Annotated in this window: 19 protein-coding genes and 1 tRNA gene; 8 read left to right on the top strand and 12 right to left on the bottom strand. The window is 40.3% G+C overall.

Annotated features, from left to right (window positions below; all coding sequences use genetic code 11):
- Window positions 1-172: 172 nt before the first annotated feature.
- Together V7K60_RS32995 and V7K60_RS32990 are read right to left on the bottom strand one after the other, a co-directional pair.
- On the bottom strand, window positions 173-1,150 hold the full coding sequence (locus V7K60_RS32995; RefSeq protein WP_334932174.1) for an SDR family NAD(P)-dependent oxidoreductase: 978 nt from the start codon (window positions 1,148-1,150) through the stop codon (window positions 173-175).
- A gap of 12 nt (window positions 1,151-1,162) precedes the next feature.
- Window positions 1,163-2,056 (bottom strand): hypothetical protein, encoded by an 894-nt coding sequence (locus tag V7K60_RS32990; RefSeq protein WP_334932172.1) that lies wholly within the window; start codon window positions 2,054-2,056, stop codon window positions 1,163-1,165.
- A gap of 948 nt (window positions 2,057-3,004) precedes the next feature.
- On the opposite strand from V7K60_RS32990, the gene V7K60_RS32985 reads away from it, so the two are divergent.
- Window positions 3,005-5,590, top strand: coding sequence for a GAF domain-containing protein (locus V7K60_RS32985; RefSeq protein WP_334932170.1), 2,586 nt, complete (start codon window positions 3,005-3,007; stop codon window positions 5,588-5,590).
- 505 nt (window positions 5,591-6,095) lie between these two features.
- Here V7K60_RS32985 and V7K60_RS32980 read toward each other — a convergent pair.
- From V7K60_RS32980 to V7K60_RS32970, 3 genes are all read right to left on the bottom strand, one after another.
- A complete protein-coding gene (locus V7K60_RS32980; RefSeq protein ID WP_334932168.1) occupies window positions 6,096-7,178 on the bottom strand; it encodes a response regulator in 1,083 nt (360 codons plus the stop codon).
- Between the two features lie 1,408 nt (window positions 7,179-8,586).
- The gene (locus V7K60_RS32975; protein ID WP_094352211.1) at window positions 8,587-9,078 is read right to left on the bottom strand and encodes a hypothetical protein; all 492 of its coding nucleotides are present in this window, start codon (window positions 9,076-9,078) and stop codon (window positions 8,587-8,589) included.
- A gap of 564 nt (window positions 9,079-9,642) precedes the next feature.
- On the bottom strand, window positions 9,643-9,840 hold the full coding sequence (locus V7K60_RS32970) for a hypothetical protein (protein ID WP_334932166.1): 198 nt from the start codon (window positions 9,838-9,840) through the stop codon (window positions 9,643-9,645).
- Between the two features lie 1,319 nt (window positions 9,841-11,159).
- Between V7K60_RS32970 and V7K60_RS32965 the strand changes: the two genes are divergently transcribed.
- The 5 genes from V7K60_RS32965 to V7K60_RS32945 all read left to right on the top strand — a co-directional run bounded on the left by V7K60_RS32965 (window position 11,160) and on the right by V7K60_RS32945 (window position 17,036).
- Window positions 11,160-12,389: a sedoheptulose 7-phosphate cyclase gene (locus tag V7K60_RS32965; RefSeq protein WP_334932164.1), complete on the top strand. Its 1,230-nt coding sequence runs from the start codon at window positions 11,160-11,162 to the stop codon at window positions 12,387-12,389.
- Window positions 12,390-12,393: 4 nt separating this feature from the next.
- Window positions 12,394-13,227 (top strand): O-methyltransferase, encoded by an 834-nt coding sequence (locus tag V7K60_RS32960; RefSeq protein WP_334932162.1) that lies wholly within the window; start codon window positions 12,394-12,396, stop codon window positions 13,225-13,227.
- Between the two features lie 59 nt (window positions 13,228-13,286).
- On the top strand, window positions 13,287-14,684 hold the full coding sequence (locus tag V7K60_RS32955) for an ATP-grasp domain-containing protein (protein ID WP_334932160.1): 1,398 nt from the start codon (window positions 13,287-13,289) through the stop codon (window positions 14,682-14,684).
- 141 nt (window positions 14,685-14,825) lie between these two features.
- Complete coding sequence (locus tag V7K60_RS32950) at window positions 14,826-15,872, top strand: D-alanine--D-alanine ligase family protein (protein ID WP_334932158.1); 1,047 nt, start codon at window positions 14,826-14,828, stop codon at window positions 15,870-15,872.
- 345 nt (window positions 15,873-16,217) lie between these two features.
- The gene (locus V7K60_RS32945; RefSeq protein ID WP_334932156.1) at window positions 16,218-17,036 is read left to right on the top strand and encodes a beta-1,6-N-acetylglucosaminyltransferase; all 819 of its coding nucleotides are present in this window, start codon (window positions 16,218-16,220) and stop codon (window positions 17,034-17,036) included.
- A 179-nt stretch (window positions 17,037-17,215) separates the two neighbouring features.
- On the opposite strand, the gene V7K60_RS32940 is transcribed toward V7K60_RS32945, so the two are convergent.
- From V7K60_RS32940 to V7K60_RS32915, 6 genes are all read right to left on the bottom strand, one after another.
- On the bottom strand, window positions 17,216-18,019 hold the full coding sequence (locus V7K60_RS32940) for a phytanoyl-CoA dioxygenase family protein (RefSeq protein WP_334932153.1): 804 nt from the start codon (window positions 18,017-18,019) through the stop codon (window positions 17,216-17,218).
- Between the two features lie 200 nt (window positions 18,020-18,219).
- Window positions 18,220-19,665 carry an MFS transporter gene (locus tag V7K60_RS32935; protein WP_334932151.1) on the bottom strand — a complete coding sequence of 482 codons (1,446 nt, stop codon included), beginning with the start codon at window positions 19,663-19,665 and terminating at the stop codon, window positions 18,220-18,222.
- A 524-nt stretch (window positions 19,666-20,189) separates the two neighbouring features.
- A tRNA-Cys gene (locus V7K60_RS32930) sits at window positions 20,190-20,260 on the bottom strand.
- 236 nt (window positions 20,261-20,496) lie between these two features.
- Complete coding sequence (locus V7K60_RS32925) at window positions 20,497-21,087, bottom strand: chromophore lyase CpcT/CpeT (protein ID WP_334932149.1); 591 nt, start codon at window positions 21,085-21,087, stop codon at window positions 20,497-20,499.
- Window positions 21,088-21,422: 335 nt separating this feature from the next.
- Window positions 21,423-21,656, bottom strand: a complete 234-nt coding sequence (locus V7K60_RS32920; RefSeq protein ID WP_334932176.1) for a pentapeptide repeat-containing protein — start codon at window positions 21,654-21,656, stop codon at window positions 21,423-21,425.
- An 11-nt stretch (window positions 21,657-21,667) separates the two neighbouring features.
- Complete coding sequence (locus V7K60_RS32915) at window positions 21,668-22,000, bottom strand: pentapeptide repeat-containing protein (RefSeq protein WP_334932147.1); 333 nt, start codon at window positions 21,998-22,000, stop codon at window positions 21,668-21,670.
- Between the two features lie 143 nt (window positions 22,001-22,143).
- Here V7K60_RS32915 and V7K60_RS32910 point away from each other — a divergent pair, with 143 nt between their 5' ends.
- Both V7K60_RS32910 and V7K60_RS32905 read left to right on the top strand, forming a co-directional pair.
- Window positions 22,144-23,370, top strand: coding sequence for a tetratricopeptide repeat protein (locus tag V7K60_RS32910; protein WP_334932145.1), 1,227 nt, complete (start codon window positions 22,144-22,146; stop codon window positions 23,368-23,370).
- 64 nt (window positions 23,371-23,434) lie between these two features.
- The gene (locus V7K60_RS32905) at window positions 23,435-24,235 is read left to right on the top strand and encodes a Uma2 family endonuclease (RefSeq protein ID WP_334932143.1); all 801 of its coding nucleotides are present in this window, start codon (window positions 23,435-23,437) and stop codon (window positions 24,233-24,235) included.
- A 264-nt stretch (window positions 24,236-24,499) separates the two neighbouring features.
- Here V7K60_RS32905 and V7K60_RS32900 read toward each other — a convergent pair.
- On the bottom strand, window positions 24,500-25,389 hold an 890-nt coding region (locus V7K60_RS32900), incomplete at its 5' end, for a tetratricopeptide repeat-containing protein (RefSeq protein WP_334932141.1).

The following is a 25,389-nucleotide window of genomic DNA, read 5'->3' as shown; positions in this document are numbered from 1 at the left end:
TCCAGTTCAAACACTCGTCAACGGAGTTCAAAGGTGGATTCATCCAGTTCAAACACTCGTCAACGGAGTTCAAAGGTGGATTCATCCAGTTCAAACACTCATGCACAAGTATCAAAGACTTATTGTCGCATTATTTAAGACGCATCTCTTCTGGCTCCATACCCAATGCCCATTAAATTTTAGGCGAACTCAGGGCATTCAATAATAGCAGCGACCACGGCACTTTAATATCAGGTATGAGCCATGAGTACTTTCTCAGTACGGGTAATACAGCAGGTAGTACAAAACGCAGAGAGCGTAACGATGCAGGCTGATCGCCATTTTCATCTACAAGATTATATTTCTTAGCCAGTTCGGCAACAATCTGCACACGTCCTGTACGGCTTATAACATTTGGCTCACTAGCAAGTGCAGCGATCGCTCGTCCAGTTAATAAGGGAGTTTCCCAGTTGTAGCGATCGCTTAAAAATGAGAAATTCTTTTCAGTAGCATTGGTTTGATTCATTTCAGAAGCAAAACGGGAAAAAAGCTCAGTACCAACAATACCTGGCCAAATTGAAACAGAAGTGACGTTATGGGGTTTTAACTCAACAGCCATATTAGCAGCTAGGCGATCGCAAGCTGCTTTGCCAACACCATAAGCTATATCAAAGATATAAGACATCCCACCCCACGAGGAAATGGTGCAAATTAGTCCAGAGTTACGCTTAGTCATCATCCGAGCCGCAAAAACACTCGCAACATAGTGGCTGCGAAGACCAACGTTGTTGCTAGCATCCCAAAGACTTGGTTCAGAATCCCAAAAGGGCTGCCCATGAGCGTCTTTTACTGCCTGAACTCCTGAGTAAGCATTATTTACCAGTAAATCGAGTTGTCCATTCTGCTCATCTTGAATGCGATCGAAAAGCAAACGCACCTGCTGATCGTCGCTGTGGTCTACTTGGACGGGAATGCATACACCACTGACTTCCTCAATGGCTGATTTCGTTTCACCAAGACTCCCTGAAACTCCACCACTAGAAGAGTTGTTGAGGCTGCGACCCGTGATATATACAGTTGCACCAGCTTCACCAAGGCCAATGGCAATTCCCCGACCAATTCCCCGCGTAGCACCTGTTACCAAAGCCACTTTACCTTCAAGGTGTTTCATGAGCGCTCATTTCTAATCTTTTACCGTTAAATATTGATTATTACAATATTCTTTCGTCGCTGTGACTGAAACAACTTCTACTTCTATCGGTTTTTCTTTAGTTCCGTCGAGCAGAAATTCACTAGCTCCTTCACGAGGTTTTTTCGGATTTCCCCAATCATAGGTGTAACCTAAACCTGTCCAAGGATAATGTTCTTGACTAGCAACTGCATAAGAAGTTGTGTATATCTCTTGCAAAATCGGATAACTAGCAGGAATTGGTATATCAAAAACATTACAACTAGAATCATTAATTTCTGGATCGACACATGGTCTACTTAAATCTTCAGCTTTCACCCACATTTCGACAAAATGCGTCTTATTTGAATTTCTATTTAAAATTAAGCCTAAATACTGCTGTAACCTCAAAGAAAGCATGATATTACCGGGAATATTTATGCCGATACCCTGACAATTTTGACAAAATTCTTTAACTTGAGGAACAGCTGTTAACCAAGTCCGTGCTTCTATGCTTTTTTTTGTACCTACTTTCCAATCCTCAGTTGGGTTTTTGACATATTTCCAACTCGCCATCAAATATTCAATTTTGCCGTTATTTTCTCTCCACTTTATTTGAGGATTAGTTTTTGACAATGACCAAAGATTTTTTACTACTTTATCTTCACTTGGTGTTTTGGCATCTTCAATAGCTTTATCTAACTGCTTTTTCAGAGCGTTATAACTTTCTGGTTTATGTTTCTCCAGATACTCATTGACATTTGGATTATTTTCTGATTGCGCTAATAAATACTTTCTGAGGTTTGATGTACTCTGTATAGGAATTTCTGTAGCTAGCAAACTTGAATATCCGACTGCCAAAAATGCACCTGTCAAGCCTAAAAACACTTGAGTATTTAATTTTTTCATTAAAAGAATCCTGTGGATTTATAACAATAGAGTAAATGTTTTATCCCATGTAAATATGGGTTCAACTCAAAGATTGAATCTAATTTTATATTTATGTTTGGCTGAGATAATATTGTGCTTAATATTTTTAATTAACTCTATCTGTATAAAAATGAATATTTACGATCTAGTACAGGTCGGCGGAAATAAACCTACTGTTTTATTACAGCCAGAAAGCCTAAAATTAAATCCTTTTGATTTTTGAACGCCAGTTGCTTCAAGTCGGGAAACCGCAAGGGCGCACTGGCTCCTTTTGACTTCCGTCTTGCGGTACTAGTAGTCTGCCACAGGCATCACAATACGGTTTGGTTAAGGCAAGAGACGCGATGAATCGCCGTCAAGACAATATTCAGTCTTTTGTCTTGACGGCGATTTATCGCATCTTTAGCGATCTAGAATTTTTATCAAAAAACCTTAACTGAACCGTATTGACAGGCATCACAACAGATTAATAGAACTTGTAGTCAACAAGGGACTAGCATTTGTTACTCAGCACTTTCTTTTTTAGGCTGACATATCTGCGAAAGGAAGCGATCGCAGTTTATCTAGAGCTATTTACGTATAATTACTCATATAAAACAGCCATTTTCAGATCAATCGATTATACTCTACGGCTATAGCAATACTTATTAATATGCCCTTGCAAAATCTTAAGAGGCAACACTAACAAAACATTGTTTTCTCGTTTATATGAGGGGTCTAACCCTCTATTTATCACAGTGGGAAGGGGTTTTGGTCAAGCCATGCTTGTTGGTAATCAGCTTGAGCGTTTATTTACAGGATGACGCTGGCTAAACAAGCGATTAAACTATGGATAATGTCGAGCAATTGTTGCTTTTAACACCACTTACATAAATTTAATCTCATTGTTAAATCTAAAACCTCATCCTGTTATATAAAGTACCAGTTATGTCAGCGTATCAAGGAAGTTGTGGGGAGACCACCGATTTGATTATTGGTGTTCACAACCAAGAAAACCTCGAATTACCAGCAAATTCTGCTCCTGTGGGTGCTCTTGCCACAAGACAAGGAACTTTTTCTACGTTTCTTGCTCCCTTGACTCAGGATACTTTTAAACAGGTCGTTAAGGATGTCGAGCAAAAATTACAGATTGTTCATCAAACCCTATCAATGCTGGATTCTCATGGGTTTGAAACTCTTCTGCAAGAAATGTTGCATTCAATTACCTTGAAAACCGGGGAATTACTGGGGGCAGACCGGACGACAATATTTTTATTAGATGAACAAAAACAAGAACTCTGGTCAATTCTGGCTGAGGGGGAGGGCGGTCGTTCTTTAGAAATTCGCATCCCTGCAAATAAAGGCATTGCTGGTGAAGTCGCCACTTTTAAAGAAGTTATTAATATTCCCTTTGATTTTTATAACGATCTGCGATCGCATTTTGCCCGAGAACAAGAAAAGAGAACTGGCTATCGCACCTACACCATGTTAGCTTTGCCACTCTTAAATGAACATGGGCAATTAGTTGCAGTAGTGCAATTACTGAATAAATTAAAATCTGGCAATAATCACGATGCTCCACTTGCAGAGCGCATTGATACCAAAGGTTTTACTTGTGCTGACGAACAATTATTTCAAGAATTTGCCCCTTCGATTCGCTTGATTTTAGAGTCCTCACGCTCTTTTTATGTGGCTACCCAAAAACAAAGAGCAGTGGCGGCGCTGATGAAGGCAATCAAGTCCCTCTCTCAAAGCAGTCTCGACTTAGAAGATACCCTCAAACGGGTGATGGATGAAGCCAAAGAACTGATGAATGCCGATCGCAGTACACTATGGTTAATAGACCGCGATCGTCATGAATTATGGACGAAAATCACTCAGGATGATGGTTCAACCAAAGAGTTGCGAGTCCCCGTAGGTAAAGGCTTTGCTGGGATAGTAGCGGCTTCTGGCAAGAAGCTAAATATTGGCTTTGATTTGTACTACGATCCCGACTCAGAGACAGCCCAAAAACTAGATCAGCAAAATGGCTATCGCACCTGTAGCTTGCTTTGTATGCCAGTATTTAATGCCGATCAACAACTGATTGGTGTTACTCAACTCGTAAATAAAAAGAAATCTGGGGATTTTCTCCCTTATAATCCAGCTGATTGGCCCAAAGCTCCCGACTGCTTCCAAGCTAGCTTTGACCGCAACGATGAAGAGTTCATGGAAGCTTTTAATATTCAAGCAGGAGTAGCACTGCAAAATGCTCAGTTGTTTGCCACAGTCAAGCAACAAGAACAAATGCAACGGGATATTCTGCGTAGTCTTTCCAATGGAGTGGTTTCCACTGATAAAACTGGGTTAATTATCGCCGCCAATGAAAGCGCCCAACGTTTGCTAGGACTGGGAGTAGATGACCGATTAGAAGGTAAATTAGTTACTGATGCGATCGGCATCAAAGAAGGCGACTTTAGCAAGTGGTATCAGGATGCTTTACACGCAGTTGACTTAAAAGGCCGCCAGCAATATTACCCCGATCGCACACTCATAACCACTGATACAGAACAGCACAGTATTAATTTATCGATTAACACAATTGCCGATGCTAGCGACCAAGAGCAAATCCGTGGAGCGCTGGTAGTCATGGAAGATATTAGTGATGAAAAGCGGCTCAAGAGTACGATGTACCGCTACATGACCCAGGAATTAGCCGAAGAATTGCTGAAATTAGATGACGCTAAACTCGGAGGCGATCGCAAAGAAGTTTCGATTTTATTTTCAGATATTCGCGGCTACACCACATTAACAGAAAACTTGGAAGCAGAAGAAGTGGTGAGTATGCTCAATGAATATTTTGAATCAATGGTGGAGGCAGTTTTTAAACATAAAGGCACTCTTGACAAATATATCGGCGATGCCATCATGGCTGTATTTGGTTCTCCTCTACCATTAGAAGAACACGCTTGGATGGCAGTACAAACATCCTTAGAAATGCGCGATCGCTTGCACGAATTTAATCAACGTCGCCATACAGATGATAAGCCCAGAATTAAAATCGGCATTGGCATCAATTCTGATACCGTGATTAGTGGGAATATCGGCTCTAGTAAGCGGATGGAATTTACCGCCATTGGCGATGGCGTTAATCTTGGCTCTCGATTAGAAAGTGTTAGTAAACAGTATGGTTGCGATATTATTATTAGCCATAACACTTTTAAACCTTGCCAAGATAATATTTGGGCTAGGGAACTAGATTACATTCGTGTCAAGGGTAGAAACGAACCAGTAGCCATATACGAGTTACTGGGTTTGCGTTCCAATCCCATTGAGAGCGAAAAATTGCAAGTGATTGAGCACTATCATAAAGGGCGTGAGTATTACCTCAAGCGGCAGTTTTCTCGTGCCAGAGCTGAGTTTGCTAATGTTTTGGCAGCAGACAGCCAGGACAAAGCTGCTATGTTGCATCTGTTGCGTTGTCAGCATTGGTTACAATCACCCCTAACAGAATCAGATTGGGATGAAGGAGTTTGGACATTTCAGGAAAAATAACTAGTCAAATTTTCCACTGACTTTTTAGTTATACCAATTTGAAAAAAGATGTACATTAACTGATTATTTGTCACTGTTAAAAAATTATGTCTTATAATTCAATACGGTTGGGTTAGCACCAAAAATTTTAAACTGTGTAGGTTGGGGAGCCACTGCGCCCTTGCGGTTTCCCGACTTGTTCCCGTAGCGTCTCCCCTTCTCCCAAAGGGAGAGGCTAACGCCTTTCCTTCCCTACGGGACGCTCCGCGAACGGAACGCTACGCGAACGCGGAGCGTCTCGTAGAGAAGGGAGAAGCAAGTGGCGTTTGAGGAACATAGCAAGATACCCGCAGGGGAACCCAACATTTCCTGAGCTTTGTTGGGTCGCGCTTTGCTTAACCCAACCTACAATTTTTCTTAACTGAACTGTATTGTCTTATAACTATAAAGTGAACCAGATAATATTCAACCTTAAATCTCTAAAATAATAGGCTGTTTAGATCGAGTAATTTTTTATATTAGGAAATTAAACAATATGTTGAAAAATGACTTTTAGTAAATCTCCTTGTTGAAAAGGCTTAGTTAAATAGCCTGATGCTCTGACTATCTTCGCCTTAGCTCTATCTATAAATCCTACTTTTTCTGACACCATAATTACAGGTGTATTTTTAAAATATGAGTGTTTACGCAGCAAAGAGCAGAGTTCATATCCATCTAGATTAGGCATTGATATATCTAACAAAATTATGTCCGGTTTTATACGGATAATCTGCATTAAAGCTTTTAAAGAATCAGTGACTCCAATAACAGAAAAAGTTTGCTCATCTAAATAACTTTTAATAACATTCAATACTGTAGGACTGTCATCAATACACAAGATTGTATATATTTTTCTGTCAGCAGAGGGTTGAATGATTTGCTGACCCCTGTGTTCATTAGTATTAATAGAGTAGGCTGCTGGTTTATAGCCGTTTATTTTAGGCAACTTTGGCTTAGTTTTGGCTTTAGATTGTAGCTCATTTATTTGGAAAAATTGTGAGGTGTGTGATTGATAACTTGGCGATGTTTGACGATAAATTGCTTCATTTTGAGGCGTTAAACATAGTTCAACTAATAAACGAACATTTAGATGACAAAACTTTGGCATATCATCCAGAAAGCTCTCAGGAATAAATTCATAACTTCCCTGCTCTAAATTCAGAAATGACTCTAGAACTTCTAGCGCCAATTGCTCTATTAGCATTGCGGCTTGAGAGGAAGTGATATATTTCTGATTGACTAACCAACAAATAGCCAGATAATCTGGGTTCGGTATTGCCTGATTTTCAATACCAGTTTCAAATATCACCCGCAACTGGTCTTTGATTCCGTCAGGGAGAGTAGAAATTTGCTGACTCAAGCGTTGCAAATTTCTGTAAAGCGGCTCAAACATTTTCTCTGAGTAGGAGGCATAAATTAGTTTCCCCTCATCTACATATATTGACCAAGAGCCTGATGTGCTAAACACCTGTAAGCAACCAGTAACCGACTTACCAGTGATTTTTTTCAACAAAGGTAGGGGCTGGAGCTTTTGGAAAAATCTGTATCTACTAATCGGAAGTGTCTTCATTGGGATAGCTCTGGAATAAAATTAACATTTGCAGGCAAAATTAGTGAATTGCCTTTTCGGAATTCACCGTGACTTTGTTGGAAGCACTGTTCAGATAAATATAGCGGTCACAATTGAGTTAGTACAGAGATTCCACACCCCCCAACTCTTAATTCACCAATCTCTGTTAGGCTATAATCCACGAGTTACAACTAAACCAATTAATGCTACTGACCAATAGCAAAATTGCCCGACTAGTTGCCTGGATATAGTATTTCAAAAATTAGATTGGTTTTCTGTATCTTTAGCTAATCTAGCCAATCTAACAGTAACTCAAGTGCCACACAAAGACCATTGGCTCTCGCCCATCAGTCACAAAAGTATCATTGTTATCCGTATTTTGCAGCCTAAAATTATAGATACTTTAGTTCTCTTGCAAAAGTTTTTTGTCCCTAATGCGAAAGTCTGGAGCGACCAAAATCCACTATGATGTAGATGTAAATGGCTTTCTGTCAAGGCTCTTAGGCATTACTTCTGTGCTGACGAACTATATTCTTGTAGCCGTTACGAAAGTCATCAGGTACTTTTTCAAGAAGTTTATTCTTGAGGATAACTTCACAAGAGGAAAAGTATTATTAAAAACTAAGCATTCCAAAAGTTCAATATCTTACTTAAGTTTGTGATTGTAGAGCAACTCTTAGTACCGGGATTCGGCAAAATTATCACTTGCACAAGAGAATGGCAAACTTCAGGCCAAGAATGAGTTTGCTGATAATTGCCGCCATGATGGTGTGTGGTGAGATGCACAGGCGACCAAATCAGCAGAAGGGAATCTCTTCATAAGTACTGGAAACGGGTTCTAATGTTGTGTGGGGCTAAATAGTCACCCTGCACAAATTGGAGTGACAAATTCAAGAACTTACAGGGAAATCCTTGATTAGTAATAGATACCTGCAAAATAGCTGTTTTTAGCTAGATGGTAGATAACAAGTAACATACTCACTAAAACTTAGATTACTATAATTTTCAAAAAAAGTTACCAGAAATATATAAACTTCATGAGAAATCAGTAAAGTAAACATGAAAACTAATTAATATCATCTTCCAGAAAATTGTTATAAATATTTATTTGTTTAGATATCCGGGAAAGCTGAAAATATATAGTAAAAGATAATTATATGTATGCTTATTGAATAACACTTATAAAAAACTGAATCATTTTATAGTAGCAATTTACCTGAAAAATCCCAAGTTTTAAAAATCACAAATATAAATACAAAACTGTATGCGTAGGCGTAGCCCCTCGTAAACATCACATTCATTAACCCATAAGATATATATATGTAGCGAAAAGACGCAAAGAATTTCTTTGCGTCTTTGGTGTGAGATTTATAAGTGGACATTCTCACCGTTATACGTCTCCATCTACTTAAAATTGCTCTCGCCAGCACCAGCTTAAAAGTGTACCACCAGCTACCAGCTTCACTACTTCTAGTAGCCAATAACTACCGTGTAGTAAATTCATTGTCGATGGAATAGCAGCAGCAGCTTCAAATAGGTTGAGTTGGACTCCTATAGCGCACATCTGTGGAGTTAAGAAATAGGTGTCAAGCACAGCTATAGTTAGCAGCAGCACAGATAAAACAATACTGCCAATACTCCAGTGATATCGGGTTTTGCTCAAAGCTAGTGCCCCAGTCAGCACTACAGCGGCTGATAATAATTCCATCCGATTGAAGTTCCAAAAAATCGTATAGCCTGCTGTCGTAAAACCAGCTTGGCTCATCATCCCAGAAAGATAAAGACTAGGCATAATTACCCAGTCTAAAACTAGACTAGCACTAAGCCAAAAGCCCAAGGTCAAGACAATCGCGGTTTGCCAAATTGGCCGTTTGAATTCAAGGTTAGAAATAGCGGTCATAAAATAATTGCGTGTGTTGTATTTCTTTAGTTTCTAACTTCGCCAGCAATTTGACAACTAATATCAACTAACCTTTACAAAGCGATCGCTCCTACATTCTGAAGTCAATACCAAGATTTTTTAAACTAAGTTAAGAAAGCTTAAGATTTTATAAAAAGTAATTTAAATAGATTTTCTCTGTTAAAAATACTCAAGCATAACGCTTGAGCAACTCTTTAGAATCCATAACTCAATACGCTTGGGTTAAGAGTTATTGGTGTAGATAATTGGTCTTTCAAGACGCGATAAATTGCGCCTCTACATCTAGATTTTGTTGCTCATTCTGAACTGTATTGATCCATAACTAACCTAGATTATGCACATTTAAGATGGCAAGCTTCATCAAAACTTTAAAAAAATTAAGGCACAAATAACTTGAATATTTTTTTTGCTGTATGAAATAATTTAGATTTGTTGCTTTTGTTTTATTAACTTTCTCTTAATTTTAGACCCTTGTAAATCAGGTGAACGTTGTCAGTTTTCAACGCAGATATGATCTAAAAACAGCGTGTGTTCTATGATGTCTTAGATTACGCCACTTGCGATCGCATATCGTGGCAATATTGTGATATCTATGTGAATTAGTGTGCTGTTGAGTTCATCCGGTAAATTGCGATCTTTTACCCGTGAATCTGGTTGCAAAAGTGAAACATTGTATGTACGTGCATCTAGAACCGACAAGAGCGACGGATTTCGGGCAACGTAACGCATAATTAAATTCACCAGATGTCTGTTATATCAAGTCCAGTTAATTACTTATAATTATCACATCTGTGCAAAAATCCCAAAAGCCTTTTTCCCCTGCCGTCTGCTATCTAAATGATAAGTCTTTAATCAGACACGATATTAGATATAGCTGCTGCATAAAATATTTTGTTGTATAAAATATCTATCTTTAGATATACTTTTTTGGAGATGCCTGGTTATTCAGTACACTTCGGATGGTGGATTGACTTAAATATATTTACAGATGTTATGATTTACATTAATATAATGTTATGATTTGTGTTGTAGTTTTCAGTTAATAACTAGTAAATTATTTGCTGGTTTAGGCTGAAAAGCCTTAATTTAGAGCTAGTAAGGCAATTTAAGCAAACTTAAAAACCCATGACACACACAAACATTCCTTAAAAAAGTTAAACTTTTGTTACTAAAAACTCAGAGATATTTAAATTCTGAATTTTCACAACTTGCTGATATAGGTATTTTATTTACTGAGCAGTAAATAGACCGAATATGAAAGCATTATACTGATATTCTGAATAGAATGCAGTGAGTCATATTTGTTTTTAGCCATTTTATGGTTTGAGACTAATGCGAAAAAACAGCGAAATGAGGATTAATCGTTCCTGTAATATCAAATGTCAGCCTAGAGATAGACAATGATAAACAATATGAGTAGTTTACTAAGATATGAGTTTTGCAAAGTCTAGCGATCAGCAAGTTGCTAGAGACAAATATAGTGGAGTTAATAAAAATTCAGGTAAACTTCCTAAAAGTCCACTGTTATTCTGAAGCAAACAGAATGTAGCAAGTTTAGTAATAAAAGGTTTGAGACTAATGCTAATGAACAGCAAACTAACGATTAATCAGGGTTCTAATCTCAAATTGAAGCTTGGAGAGCAACGCTATAATCAGTTGTCTAGGCTAGAATTTTTGCAGAATCGTACAGTTGGAAAGCCACTATATTTAAACGTAGTGGAATAAATCTGAATTTAGATGAATTTCCCAAATTTAAAGTCAATAATCCACTGAAGAAGCAGGTAAGTATTATGCCCATATACTGCTAGTGGAGCTAGTTGACTTGTTTAAGGTTATGCCGAATTAAAGGTTAACCCATCTACAGAATTTACTCAAATGAATGGTGTTGTTTAAAAACATTGCCAGTCAGTAATAAACGTTAGCTTTTTCTTGAAAGCTAATTTTGTCCTGTCTTTTATCTGAAAGGATAAAGAACATAGTTGCTTGCTGGCATACATTAGGGTAAATCGCAATTATTATCGAAATCTCACAATTTTTTAATTTGAATCAGGTCAACACACATGAATAAAGTTCAAGCATCATTTGAAGCTACAGAAGCTGCGTTTCACGTGCAAGGTTACGAAAAAATCGATTTTAGTCTTGTCTATGTCAACGGTGCATTTGATATTAAAAACACAGAAATAGCAGATAGCTATGCAAAATTTGGCCGCTGTCTGATTGTAATTGATGCCAATGTTCATGAACTTTATGGCGATCAGATCAGGTCATATTTTAGACACTATGACATTGAACTGACAGTATTTCCGATCATCATTACAGAGACAGCTAAAACCCTGGCAACTTTTGAAAAAATTATTGACGCTTTTTCGGACTTTGGCTTAGTTCGTAAAGAACCAGTCTTAGTCGTCGGTGGTGGTCTAATTACTGATGTGGCTGGGTTTGCTTGTGCTGCTTACCGTCGCAAGAGTAACTACATTCGCATTCCTACCACGTTGATTGGTTTAATTGATGCGGGTGTAGCAATTAAGGTAGCAGTTAATCATCGCAAGGAAAAAAATCGCTTGGGAGCATATCATGCACCTTTGAAAGTTATCCTCGATTTCTCATTTTTGAAAACCTTGCCAACGGCTCAAGTTCGTAATGGGATGGCAGAGTTAGTGAAAATTGCGGTAGTTTCTAACTCTGAAGTCTTTGAACTGCTATACGAATCTGGTGAAGAACTGCTTTCCACTCACTTTGGACACGTGAATGGTACACCGGAAATTCAAGAGATTGCCCATAAAGTCAACTATGAGGGAATCAAAACCATGTTAGAGTTAGAGACTCCTAACTTGCATGAAATAGACCTCGATCGCGTCATTGCCTACGGTCACACTTGGAGTCCTACCCTAGAATTAGCACCTCAGATACCCCTATATCATGGTCATGCGGTCAATATAGATATGGCTTTGTCTGCAACCATTGCAGCACAACGGGGTTATATTTCAACAAGTGAGCGCGATCGCATCCTAGACTTGATGAGTCGTATCGGTTTATCACTCGATCATCCTCTACTAGATGGCGATTTGCTCTGGTATGCTACCCAGTCTATAAGCTTGACACGAGATGGTAAACAACGCGCAGCCATGCCTCGTCCGATTGGTGAGTGCTTCTTTGCCAATGATTTGACTCGTGAAGAACTTGATACTGCCTTAGCTGAACACAAACGTCTTTGTGCTAAATATCCTCGTGGCGGAGAAGGGGTTGACGCATACATTGAAAGTCAACAAGCCAAGCTAGTAGGGGTCTGAAAATATGACCAGTGTTGTAGGACGAGAAACAGCTAGACCGATAACGCCACACAGCATCTTAGTAGCCCAGCTACAGCAAACCCTCAAATTAGCAGAAGAGAACAACATTCCTGTAGAGATATTAGATTCTTTGCGGCAGGGAGTTCAATTAGCGGCGGGTTTAGATCCCTACTTAGATGATTACACCACCCCAGAATCGAGTGCATTAACAGCATTAGCCCAAAAAACTAGCATTGAAGACTGGAGCAAACGCTTCAGCGATGGTGAAACAGTGCGTCAACTAGAGCAGGAGATGCTCTCAGGACATCTGGAAGGACAGACTTTGAAAATGTTTGTTCATATCACCAAGGCAAAGCGCATTCTAGAAGTAGGAATGTTCACAGGGTATTCAGCTTTGGCAATGGCAGAAGCATTACCAAGTGATGGGCAACTTATAGGTTGCGAAGTAGATGCTTATGTTGCTCAATTTGCTCAAGCTTGCTTTAGTGAGTCTCCCCACGGCGACAAAATTGTTGTAGAAGTAGCACCTGCCTTAGAGACACTCCACAAGCTGGCTGCGAGAAAAGAAGTATTTGATCTGATCTTCATTGATGCGGATAAAAAAGAGTATGTAGAGTACTTCTGGACCATTTTGGATAGTAACTTACTGACTCCTGACGGGTTAATCTGTGTGGATAACACTTTGTTGCAGGGACAAGTTTACCTACCAGCCGAACAACGCACCGCCAACGGTGAAGCGATCGCTCAGTTCAACCGCGTTGTCGCCGCCGATCCTCGTGTCGAACAAGTTCTGTTACCCATCCGAGATGGTATAACCTTAATTAGACGCGTGGTCTAATGAAGTTTGTAGAGACGTTGCAATGCAACGTCTCTACAATAAACACGAAGGAAAGACTTATGGCACAATCAAATTCTTTATCTCTGTCTCAATCCCCAACGTCATCAACGGGTATTAGGGTAAAGGTAGTAGCTCTATTCAAGACTCTCGGTACTCTGACATTATTACTAATAGGCTTGCCGTTCAATGCTTTGATAGTATTGATATCTTTGCTCTGGGGCATTGTGCTTTCCCCGTTTACGAAAAAAGCTGTCGTAGCTGCTCATCCTCAGACGATCTTGGTGAGTGGAGCCAAGATGACTAAAGCATTGCAACTTGCCCGCTCTTTCCATGCAGCAGGGCACAGAGTTATTTTGATTGAAGGTCACAAATACTGGTTGTCTGGTCATAGATTTTCAAAAGCGGTGAGTCGTTTTTATACAATTCCGGCTCCGCAATCAGACCCAGAAGGCTATATCCAGGCGCTAGTAGAAATCGTTAAAAAGGAAAAGGTTGACGTTTTTGTACCTGTATCCAGTCCTGTATCTAGCTACTATGAATCTTTAGCAAAGCCTGCATTATCAGAATACTGCGAAGTTTTCCACTTTGATCTAGATATAACCAAGATGTTGGATGATAAATTTGCCCTTACCGAACAGGCGCGATCGCTTGGTTTATCTGTCCCCAAATCTTTTAAAATCACAGATCATCAACAAGTTATCAATTTCGATTTTAGTCAAGAAACTCGCAAATATATTCTAAAAAGTATTGATTACGACTCCGTTCGCCGCTTAAATTTAACCAAACTTCCTTGTGACACCCCAGAAGAGACAGCAGCCTTTGTCAATAGTTTACCCATCAGTCCAGAAAAACCTTGGATTATGCAAGAGTTTATTCCTGGTAAAGAATTATGCACACATAGTACAGTGCGGGATGGGGAATTAAGATTACATTGCTGTTCAAACTCTTCTGCGTTTCAAATTAACTATGAAAACGTCGAAAATCCCCAAATCCGTGAATGGGTGCAACACTTCGTCAAGAGTTTGGCACTGACTGGGCAAGTTTCTTTCGACTTTATCCAAACTGAAGACGGTACAGTTTACGCGATTGAATGCAATCCCCGTACCCATTCGGCAATCACAATGTTCTACAATCACCCAGGTGTTGCAGACGCCTATCTTGGTAAAACTCCTCTAGCTGCACCTCTAGAACCCCTAGCAAGTAGCAAGCCCACTTACTTCCTATATCACGAAATCTGGCGACTAACTGGTATCCGTTCCTGGAAACAATTGCAAACATCGGTTAATACTCTAGTGCGAGGCACTGATGCCATTTACAGTCTTGATGACCCTATACCATTTTTGACTTTGCATCATTGGCAGATTCCCTTACTTTTGCTGAAGAATCTCCAACAACTCAAAGGATGGGTAAAAATAGACTTCAACATTGGTAAACTGGTGGAATTAGGTGGCGATTAAATAATTCGTAATTAAAGAAAAATTCAGTAGATCATAGTCCCCTCTTCGCTTGCAGGGAGGGGGTTGGGGGTGAGGTTCTTGTACCTGACTCAACCGAGAACCGCTATATAAATTCTAACAATAATATAAGGAAGATAAATCATGTCAGTACTTCGTATCCTTCATTTAGTTGGGTCTGCACACAATGATTTTTACTGTAATTTGTCACGCCTTTACGCCCAAGACTGTCTAGCAGCAACAGTAGAGCGATCGCACTATGACTTTCAGATTGCATACATCACACCCGATGGCCACTGGCGATTTCCTCCTTCCCTCAGCCCTGAAGATATTGCTGACACCAAAGCGATGACTCTGTTTGATGCCATAGAATTTATAACAGCGCAAAATATTGACCTCGTGTTACCACAAATGTTTTGTATTCCTGGAATGACTCACTACCGCGCCCTATTTGACCTGCTGAAGATCCCTTATATCGGGAATACTCCAGATATCATGGCAATAACGGCGCACAAAGCCAGAACCAAAGCAATTGTTGAAGCAGCAGGGGTAAAAGTGCCTTGTGGAGAACTGCTCCGCCAAGGAGATGTTCCGACAATTGTACCTCCAGCGATCGTCAAACCCGTAAGTTCCGATAACTCTTTAGGGATGGATTTAGTCAAAGAAGCTACCGACTATGATGCTGCCCTGAAGAAAGCATTTGAATATTCAGATGAGGTGATCGTAGAAGAATTCATCGAACTCGGTCGAGAAGTTAGATGCGGTATCATTGTCAAAGATGGGGAGCTAGTGAATTTACCCCTTGAAGAGTATCTGTTAGATCCTCACGAAAAACCCATCCGCAACCATGCTGAAAAACTCAAACAAACGGACGATGGCAACTTGGGTTTTGCTGCTAAAGATAATAAAAAGTCTTGGATCGTAGACCCTAACGACCCGATCACCCAAAAGGTTCAGCAAGTAGCTAAAAAGTGCCATCAGGCTTTGGGTTGTCGTCACTACAGTTTATTTGACTTCCGCATCGACCCAAAGGGACAACCTTGGTTTTTAGAAGCAGGGTTGTATTGTTCTTTTTCCCCCAAAAGTGTGATTTCCTCTATGGCGAAAGCAGCCGGAATCCCTCTAAATGAGTTATTAATCATGGCTATCAATGAAACGTTGGGCAGTAATCAAAAGGTGTTGCAGAATTGATCGTGAATTTCTCAACATAAATTTTTCTGCTTGTAGTGGGTAGGAGAGCGATCGCTAATTAAGAGTCGGTTGAGACTGCGATCGCTTCTCTACGAAACGCTGTGCGTAGCTGTAGGGGTACGCCAACGCCAAGGGCGATCGCTCTTTAATCGCTATTTAAATATGGCTAAACCCTTATTTAACTAATAACAAATATTTCTTGATAAAAACATACATATTTTAAAATATTTTCAAGATATACAAATTAAGCAAATGTCTAACTCCCCCAGAAATTCGATAGGTTTTATTTTACTAACTCATGCAAAACCTCTACAAATTTATAGACTAATAAATAAGTTAAACAGTATGTTTAACTATCCTCGAATTGTGTGTCATCATGATTTTTCAAAATGTGATTTATCTGTAGATGCTCTGTCAAAGAATGTTTTATTAGTACACCCTTATCTACAAACCAAGTGGGCAGATTTTACTTTAGTAGAAGCCACAATCCAAGCACTTCGATTAATGTATGAGGTTCCAAATCCACCGGATTGGTTTGTATTACTCAGTGGCGCAGACTATCCCATTAAAACTGCAAAGCAAATATTGGACGATCTAGGCTCAAGTCAATATGATGCTTATATTCAATACGAGCAAATCACATATAAAACTTATAAATCTGATATAAAACCGAATATGTTGTGGCTGAAAAATTCTTATCAACGATACTGTACAAAGTCGTTTTCTATCCATTACTCAAAAAAATACTTAGCCCATCTAAATCTAGAGATATGCTTGGAACATCCGCTATTAACAAAACTATTCCTTCCTTTTTCCAAAAAACTTGCTTGTTTCAGTGGAAGTCAATGGTTTTGTGCCAATAGCAAAGCTGCTAAGTACATTATCGATTTTCACAGCAATAAAAATGCATTAACCTTGTACTACAGTAAGCTTAAGTATACAGATGAGTCGTATTTTCAAACTGTACTTGCTAATGCATCTCATCTGAAGCTGCAAAACGACCGACGACGCTATATCGATTGGTCAGATGGAGGCTGTCATCCCAAAACATTGCTTATGGAAGACTTGCCAAATTTACTCGCATCATCTGCTCACTTTGCTCGAAAATTTGACATTGATATAGATAGCAACATTCTTAATGAACTTGATAGGATTACATCGTAGCTGACTTTTCACGGTATCTAAAAAATCTCTCTCCTTCTAAGAAAGAGACTTTAAATTTTGTCAAGCTAGTAATGAAAAGTTTGTAGTAAGGACTTTAGTGTTGAAATAAGCACTAAAGTCTTTACCACAAACTTGCTTATTGATCAATTTAAACTTGATACAGTAGTAGCGGTTTCCAACTAGCGATGCAGTTCAACTCTAGGAAATATATCGCAGTCTATCGGCTCACCAGGTTTTTTAGCTTTGAATGAATTCAATTCTGGGAGATCAATTTCTTCAACAGGTCTGAAAGGCCATGCTTTCGGGCGGTGACAGTAAGTAACATCATCGCCAGTCCAATTAGTGACTACTGCACGTCGTTGTGTGGAAGATATGTTGGTTACTGAATGATGAATTGTCAGAAAATGATGAACCAAGCAATCTCCAGGCTCCATATCCCAGGACAAAATTTCGTGAGGCTCTGGTTCTGTAAACCAGGAGGGGTTTGATCCTTCACGTAACTCTTTGCCCCATCGATGAGAGGCTTTGATATACTCTAATCGACCATTCTCTTGATTCGCACTATCTAAAGCCAACCAAATTTTACAACACTGCCAACCTTGTATGGGCCAGTAAGGTAGGTCGTTATGCCAGCCGACACGGCTGTTTGCTTTCGGCTTTTTAACAAAAAAACCGTCAGCCAAAAAGTTTAGCTTTTCTGATTTCAAGACTTGAGCCGCGAGCGTTGCTAGCGGAGATTCAAAAGCCAAAGCCCGGAAATCAGCATCAGTAAGCCATAAGCTACTGGCATGTTCCACACGACCTTCTGGTCTGGGAATGCCCTTAACTTCTAAAGGGCCAGGGATTAATATATTCTTGTCAACGGCTGTTCGCATCCGTTTTACCCAGATGTCATCCAAAACATTTTTGACGCAGATAACACCGTCTCGCTCGAAAGCTTCAACTTGTTGGGTGGTGATTTTTGATGTGTCTACCTTGAGCATTATGAAAAAATGAATAAAGTCAGATTTATGTAATAACAGATTATAGAAATCTGTTTTACTGACATTAACTTGGTCACTATGTTATAAATCTTTATTACTGTAGAGTAAAGATGTAAGTTAGCAGTTCTTCCTATAGGTGGATAAATCTCTAGGTTGAGTACAACATTTTTTGTTCATATCCGTAACAAAGAAATTTCATCTTAGCTACCCAAATCTTTTTTAACAATGAGTGGGACAAGTGATGCTAATCGTAATACACCAGATACAATAAATACTTCCGCTATGCCAAAAGATCCAGCGAATTGAGCGATGAAACCACCGATAGTTGCTCCTAAAGCACCACTTGCCCCAGCAACAGCAGCAGCTGTTGCAAAATAGATAGACTGATTTTTTACTGGTGCAATCTCTATCTGGAGATTGTTGTTACACAAGTCAACTCCTCCCCAATTAGCTCCAATAAAAATGTGTAACAGCGGCAACCATAGCCAGAGATCGAGATGACTAGAACCCATCTTCAGCCATAGCCAGGGTATGACTGCAATTAGAATTCCAGTAGAAATTAGAATCGGACGATTGCCTATTTTATCTGCTAATCTACCCCACACGATGAGCATTAGCATGTGTGCTCCTGCTCGCAGACTGTTGTAGAAAGTTACCCAACTCACATCCAAGTTCAGCGTATCTAGCAAGTAGAGGTTAAAAAACGGGGCACTCAGATTAACAGCAAACGTCCATGAGCCGAAATAAAGTAGAAACACCAAAAAATTAAAGTTTTTCCAAATGCTGCTATCTATCTGGTTTTGAGGAGTTGGCATTTGCGGCAGAGAGATTGGTTCAGATATCTTACCAGGTTCATTTGATGCCGAGTCTGACTGAATCTCACTTGTTTGAGATGACTTAGCATAATAATTATTTTGTAATTGAGGATTTATATCAGCCTGGAAATACTGACACCCCAAGCTCACAATTCCAAAGATAATGCCTAAGAGCAAAATCACCCCGTAACCTTGGATAGACCCCCCGTACCAATGTGATACAGCTAGACCAGCTATTGGCAAACCGACCAACTCGGTTAAGTTGGCAAGGCTATTGCGTAGCCCAAAATATCTACCTCGTAATTGCCGTGGGACTAACATTGCTATCCAACTCAACCAAGATGCGGCTCCTAGTCCTCCTAAAAAATGGCTGCATACGAGAATCAAAAGCGACAATATCACTAATTGGTTGGAATTCAGCCCTCCCCAACTAAAGCTAACAATGCCAATTACTAAAATCAGCCACAGTAGCCGAGCAATCCCATAAATCCCAAGGGAATACTGAAAGCGGCTAGTGCTGCGTTCAGACAAGTAAGCACCTATTGGCTGAAAAAGATTCGCCAACATCGGGATAGAAGCCAGCATAGCAAACACTATCGGGCTGGCATTCAACTCCACCAAGAAATTACCTAGCAAAACTCCGCCAGTGCCAATAGAGAAAATTGCCGCGAAAACACCATCGACAGTGGAAGCCCTCAAACTGCTGCGAATAGCATCTTTAGAAATGCGAGGGCTGAATGTTGAGGTAGGAGAGAGTGTTGTTGATGGTGAGGCAATCTGAGCAATTTCTATAGAAAGAGGCGCACCTGTTTCAATTTGAGAAGAATCCATAAATCTAGTATTTAAGAAAATAATTAGGATTTACGCATCATACATATGTACTATACTAACCTTGGGCTTTTAGCTGTGTCTAACACCCAAAAGAGTAAATATACGACTAAATAAGAGTTGCAGTCAGCACCTGAAATGTATACATTGACTAATAATGCATATTGTGGAAATTTTGTAAAGCTCGTAAGTCTTAATATTAGCCCTTTCAACGTGGTGAAATTCGGAACCAAAATTGGTTATTTCAACCTTCAAAAATTTCAAAATCTGAGCGGAGGATTCCAGATGGTAGCACGGAAACAACGTATCTTCATTAATCACCTTGAAAGGGCTAGGTTTCTTGGTTGGTCTTAGCTTTGGTTATTGTTTTAGATACACAGTGATATCTATAATATAGTCAAGTTAGCTAGTGCAATCTAAGACATCTTACAGGTTAGAAGGCAGTAGGCTTGGACTTTGAATATCAGTTTGGCTATCAAAAAAGCCTTTTATGTGATTTTTGATTATCCTAAAAGGCTGAAGCCTTAAGGCGGCACCCGGATTTGAACCGGGGGTGGAGGTTTTGCAGACCTCTGCCTTACCACTTGGCTATGCCGCCACAGCAAGATTCCTTGAACTACTTGAATGTTGCTAAGGTATCTTAGTAGCCATTTAGTAGCCATAGGGCGCTAGTTAAATCATGATAGCATAGGATTCTGAGGTAGAGATAGTAGGTTAACTGGATGTTTTTGGTAGTCTTTGAGCGATCGCTAAAAAGTCACGATTACAGGTTGACCACACTACAGACAACTTTTAGCGGATTTAAGAGAGTTGTAATTCTTCACTCTTCACTTATTACACCTTGACTTCATCGGCAAAATTACCCCAACGGAGAAAGTGAAATGGACCAGCGATAGAACCCCACAGACGTTCATCAGTGTCTAAATCCCTTCCCCGGTCGAGGCTGAAAAATTCTTCAGCGTCAATCTCAAATTCGTTATCCAGATAAGTATTTTTGCCGTCACGAACCACTATGCAGCCTTTACCAGGTTCAACTCTGCCTTTGAAGCTCTTACCTGTCCACTCTACAATCATGTTGCAACCTGACATTTTTTCCAATTGGTCAAGAGACAACTCTTTGAGGCGTTCGGGTTCACGAGATGCACCGTAAAATTTCTCTTCTTCTTTAACCGTGTAGTGTTCAATCGCAATGTGGTTTTCCGCCGGAATTAACTTCATTACCCGCATCCGGTAGGGTTGATTGAGCATAAAATCATAAGCTTGTTCGAGAAACAAACTTACCCCTGAGAACAATTCTAAGGGGAGGGGACGGATACAGACACGGATATGGGCATAAAAAGGCGGATTTTCAAAAGCTTGTTCTTGATTGCTAAAGTCAGCTGCCATCCAGCGGGCTAAAGTGGCGATATCAGTAGAATGAGTCATTACAAAACGATCGACTAGTTACTTAAATATTATCTAGAATTATTTTGACATTCCCCTGACTCAAAAATCCTAGCTGCGATCGCAATTTTTAAAATTGATTACGGTCAAAATCCACCAACTTACAAAATTCGCAACTGGCAGAATTTCACAATTACGATTGCTGAATTTGAGAAAAGGCTGAATGAAGACCCAACTAACTGAGTCCGATATAATTTCACATCCAAATATTGGAGAAGGAAGTGACAAAGAGCGGGTGAGAAACAGAAACACGAAAGCGAAGCACACAAACCCGTTCAGCTAACCTCTTAGCATCTGTAGATGAATTTGAGCCAAATTTAGCTGCTTTGCAAACTACCATCTGGCATGATGGTGTCTTTGAGAATAGCCTCCGGGAAGTAAGCGTTTTTAGCATTCCTGAAATTAACAGTGGTCAAATCAACTGCACCAAAGTGGGTGTTAGTCAAAGTAGCTTTGATGAAGCTAGCACTAGTGAAGGAAGCATTAGAGGCAATAACTCTGTCCAATTTAGCTCCACTCAAATTAGCACGAAGGAAATCAGCGTGGAAGATATTTGCTCCACTCAGGTTTGCCCGCTCAGGTTGCTACCCATGAACAAGAAATAGTTCAAATCCAGCTTTGACAAATTGGCATGACAGAGAATCAAGCCTTGGGAGTACATCCGAATGGCTCTCAAATTGGAACCTCGGAAGTCCGCTCCGCTCAAATTAGTTCCACGCAAACACCCTTCCTTAATTCCTGGGCGCATAATACCATCGCCGGACTCATCGAACCTAGCCTCTTTGCTCTCATCCCGCTCGTACTCATCGAAGATCAAGTGGATTTTTCTAAAATCCCGCTCGCCAGCAGCATAACGTTGCAGCAGTTCTTCAACCGTAATTTTCTTCCTTTCCATACCTCATGCTGAAGCTACATAGCTCTCAGGTAGGCTTTTCTTGTAAAGCTGGAGAAAAGCTGGAGAATAGTTAGTCAATAATAGGGCATGGGGATAATCGCTAATTATCTCATGCAACTCACTCAAGGTAAAGTAAAGTATCCATGCTCAGGCACTTAATTGCGATCGCTACTGCCACTATACTCTTTAGTAATTCCTTAACACTGGCAGAGAGTAAACCGCCGAAACCACCTGATAAATTTCCTCCTAGCCCTCTAGAGATTACCACACCCGATCCACTGTCACCACGATCGCCCAAAGATAAACAACCGTTAACTCTCCAAGAACGGCAAAAGTTAGAACCAGCATTGGATGCGTTAAATCAAGAAGCGGCGGCGAAACTGCAAGCAGGTGAACCGATTGCGGCGTTTGAAATTTGGAACCGAGAATTGCGTTTGCGGCGCTTTTTAGGTTCATTAGCAGAGGTACAAGCATTATCACGAGTTGGGGCGATCGCTTGGAAGCAAAACGACGCACAAGAAGTACAATATATTACGCAACGATTGCAAGCAATTCAAAAGCAAGCCCAATCTCAGAAAAAAACTGCGCCAATCGATCTAGAATTGTGGCGATCGCTAGGTGAAGCTTATAAAAATGTGCGATCGTCTAAACTGGCTATAGAAGCTTACGACCAAGTTTTGCTAGTAGTGCGAGAACAAAAAGATCAAACAGCGGTATTAGAAACCCTCAAAACAATTGGAGAACTGCATTTGAGTTGGTTTGATTATCGCAAAGCTGCGCCAATCTATGAGGAATTATTGAGTTCAGCGACATCTGTTGGCGATCGGGTAAACGAGGTAACATATCTGCAACAACTAGCTTATATTTACGAGCAGACAAACCAACCGCAGCAGTCATTGAATGTACTTAACAAACTAGCAGAAATTTATGGCAATGAAAATAAACTTACAGAAATACTAGAATTAAAGCTAGCGATCGCCTCAGATTACGAATCTCTAGCCAAGAAAGATCCTAACTTACTGCTAGAAGCTTTTAATAATTATCAAGAAGCTTATACCACTGCTTGGCAATTAAAGGAGTATGTTCGTGCTGGTGATGCTTTGCAGAAGTTAATTGCGCTGTATCGTTCACAAGGACAAACAGAGGAAGCTTTGCAAGCTAGCCAAATTCTGGTGCAGATACAGGCGCAAGCCGCCAACTTTTACGGAATGATGCAAGCTTATGACCAAATTGGGCAATTGTATCTAGAACGCAAAGAATTTCCTCAAGCACTAACAGCTTTTCAACAAGGGTTAAAACTGGCACAACAACTCAAACATGAAGAAGCATACTTTACTGGGCAAATTGAAAAACTGTCGAAAGCAAATTAACTGAAGTTTCTGCGATCGCTTAATATAAAAATACCCGCCACGCCTATCCACAAGGTGAAAAGCTATGTCAGAAACTACCCTAGCTGCACCAGATATTCAACTTCCACCCACCCAAGCAGAGTTACCAGACGATGACGGTATTCCGATGGAAAGCCCGCGACACAAAGCCCAGATGGATTTGCTGATAGATGCTCTGATACCTTGGTTGGAAGAACGAGAGGATGGGTTTATTGGCGGTAATATGTTTGTTTACTACAGTTTGGCCCAGGTGCGAAACAAAGACTTTAAAGGGCCAGACTTTTTTGCTGTGTTGGGAGTCCCGAAAGGAGAACGTCGCAGTTGGGTGGTTTGGGAAGAAGGTAAAACACCAGATGTAGTTATTGAGTTGCTTTCTGACAGCACAGCCGAAGCAGACAAAAATGAGAAAAAGCTAATTTATCAAAATCAAATGCGTGTGCCAGAATATTTCTGGTATGACCCTTTTAACCCTAATGATTTGGCTGGTTTCTCTATTGAAAAAGGAGCTTATCAACCGATTGCAGTAAATGCTCAAAATCAGTTAGTGAGTCAATCTTTAGGGTTAGCATTACAGTTGTGGCAAGGAAGTTATAAAGGTATTGATGCTACTTGGTTACGCTGGGCAAATTTGGCAGGAGAATTGCTGCCAACTCTTGAAGAAAAGGAACGTCAAAGGGCAGAACAAGAAAGCCAAAGGGCAGAAAAAGAATGTCGAAGGGCAGACAAGGCAGAATTGCAGTTATTACAAACTGCACGCAACTTACTTGAGTCTGGGATGACAGTAGAACAGGTAGCGAGGTTAACAGGTTTGAATGTATCTGAGATAGATACTCAAAAGGATGGATGATTTGTGGGATTTGTTTAGCGATCGCTCCACTAACGCAATCATACAAGCGATCGCTAATCAATATCATTCTTGTTCTAAAACCCTTTCTATATCTTGCCCTGCATAGAGAATCTGCATAACTTCAATGCTTTAATCTCGCTCAAAATAAAAAATTAGATACTTTATAAATCCTTGAGGAAACGTTTAACGATCGCACCTTCGTTGATCAGAGAAAAGCGATCGCTCAAAATTAGTAGATTGCAAATATCGCCTGGACTCGCTCTTTTAATTACGAATTAATTTTTTAGCCAATCGCCACAACAGAGAAAACGGTAAAATTAATATCGTCTTTAATATTTGTACAAACTGACCTAACCGACCTTTGCGGATAGCACGGGGAGTAGACTGGCGTTGCAGGTTTGCTAGATTTTCTCGAATTGTCGCTGTAGTGGGATGATTAACCCCTAACACCCTTTGGCACATTGCCAAAGCATCACTGTATAGTGGTTCGGCACCGCTGTACCGCCCTTGGCTTTTGTAAAGTGAAGCTAAATTGTTCAAGCTAGTAGCCACATCGGGATGCTCCCCAGCAAACAGGCGCTTTCTCATTGCCAAAGCATCAATGTATAGTGGTTCGGCATCGCTGTACCGCCCTTGGCTATTGTAGAGGTAAGCTAAATTGCTCAAGCTACTAGCCACATAGGGATGCTCCCCAGCAAACAGGCGCTTTGTCATTGCCAAAGCTTCACTGTATAGTGGTTCGGCATCGCTGTACCGCCCTTGGTTATTGTAGAGTGAAGCTAAATTGTTCAAGCTAGTAGCCACATAGGGATGCTCCCCAGCAAACAGGCGCTTTGTCATTGCCAAAGCTTCACTGTATAGTGGTTCGGCATCGCTGTACTGCCCTTGGCTATCGTAGAGTGAAGCTAAATTATTGAAGCTAATAGCCACATGGGGATGGTCGCCAGCAAACAGGCGCTTTGTCATTGCCAAAGCTTCACTGTATAGTGGTTCGGCATCGCTGTACCGCCCTTGGCTATCGTAGAGTAAAGCTAAATTATTCAAGCTACCAGCCACATCGGGATGGTCGCCAGCAAACAGGCGCTTTGTCATTGCCAAAGCTTCACTGTATAGTGGTTCGGCATCGCTGTACCGCCCTTGGCTATCGTAGAGTA

Origin of the sequence: Nostoc sp. (genome assembly GCF_036917555.1) — a bacterium.
GTDB lineage: Bacteria > Cyanobacteriota > Cyanobacteriia > Cyanobacteriales > Nostocaceae > Nostoc.
This window is presented reverse-complemented; position numbering and strand designations above follow the sequence as displayed.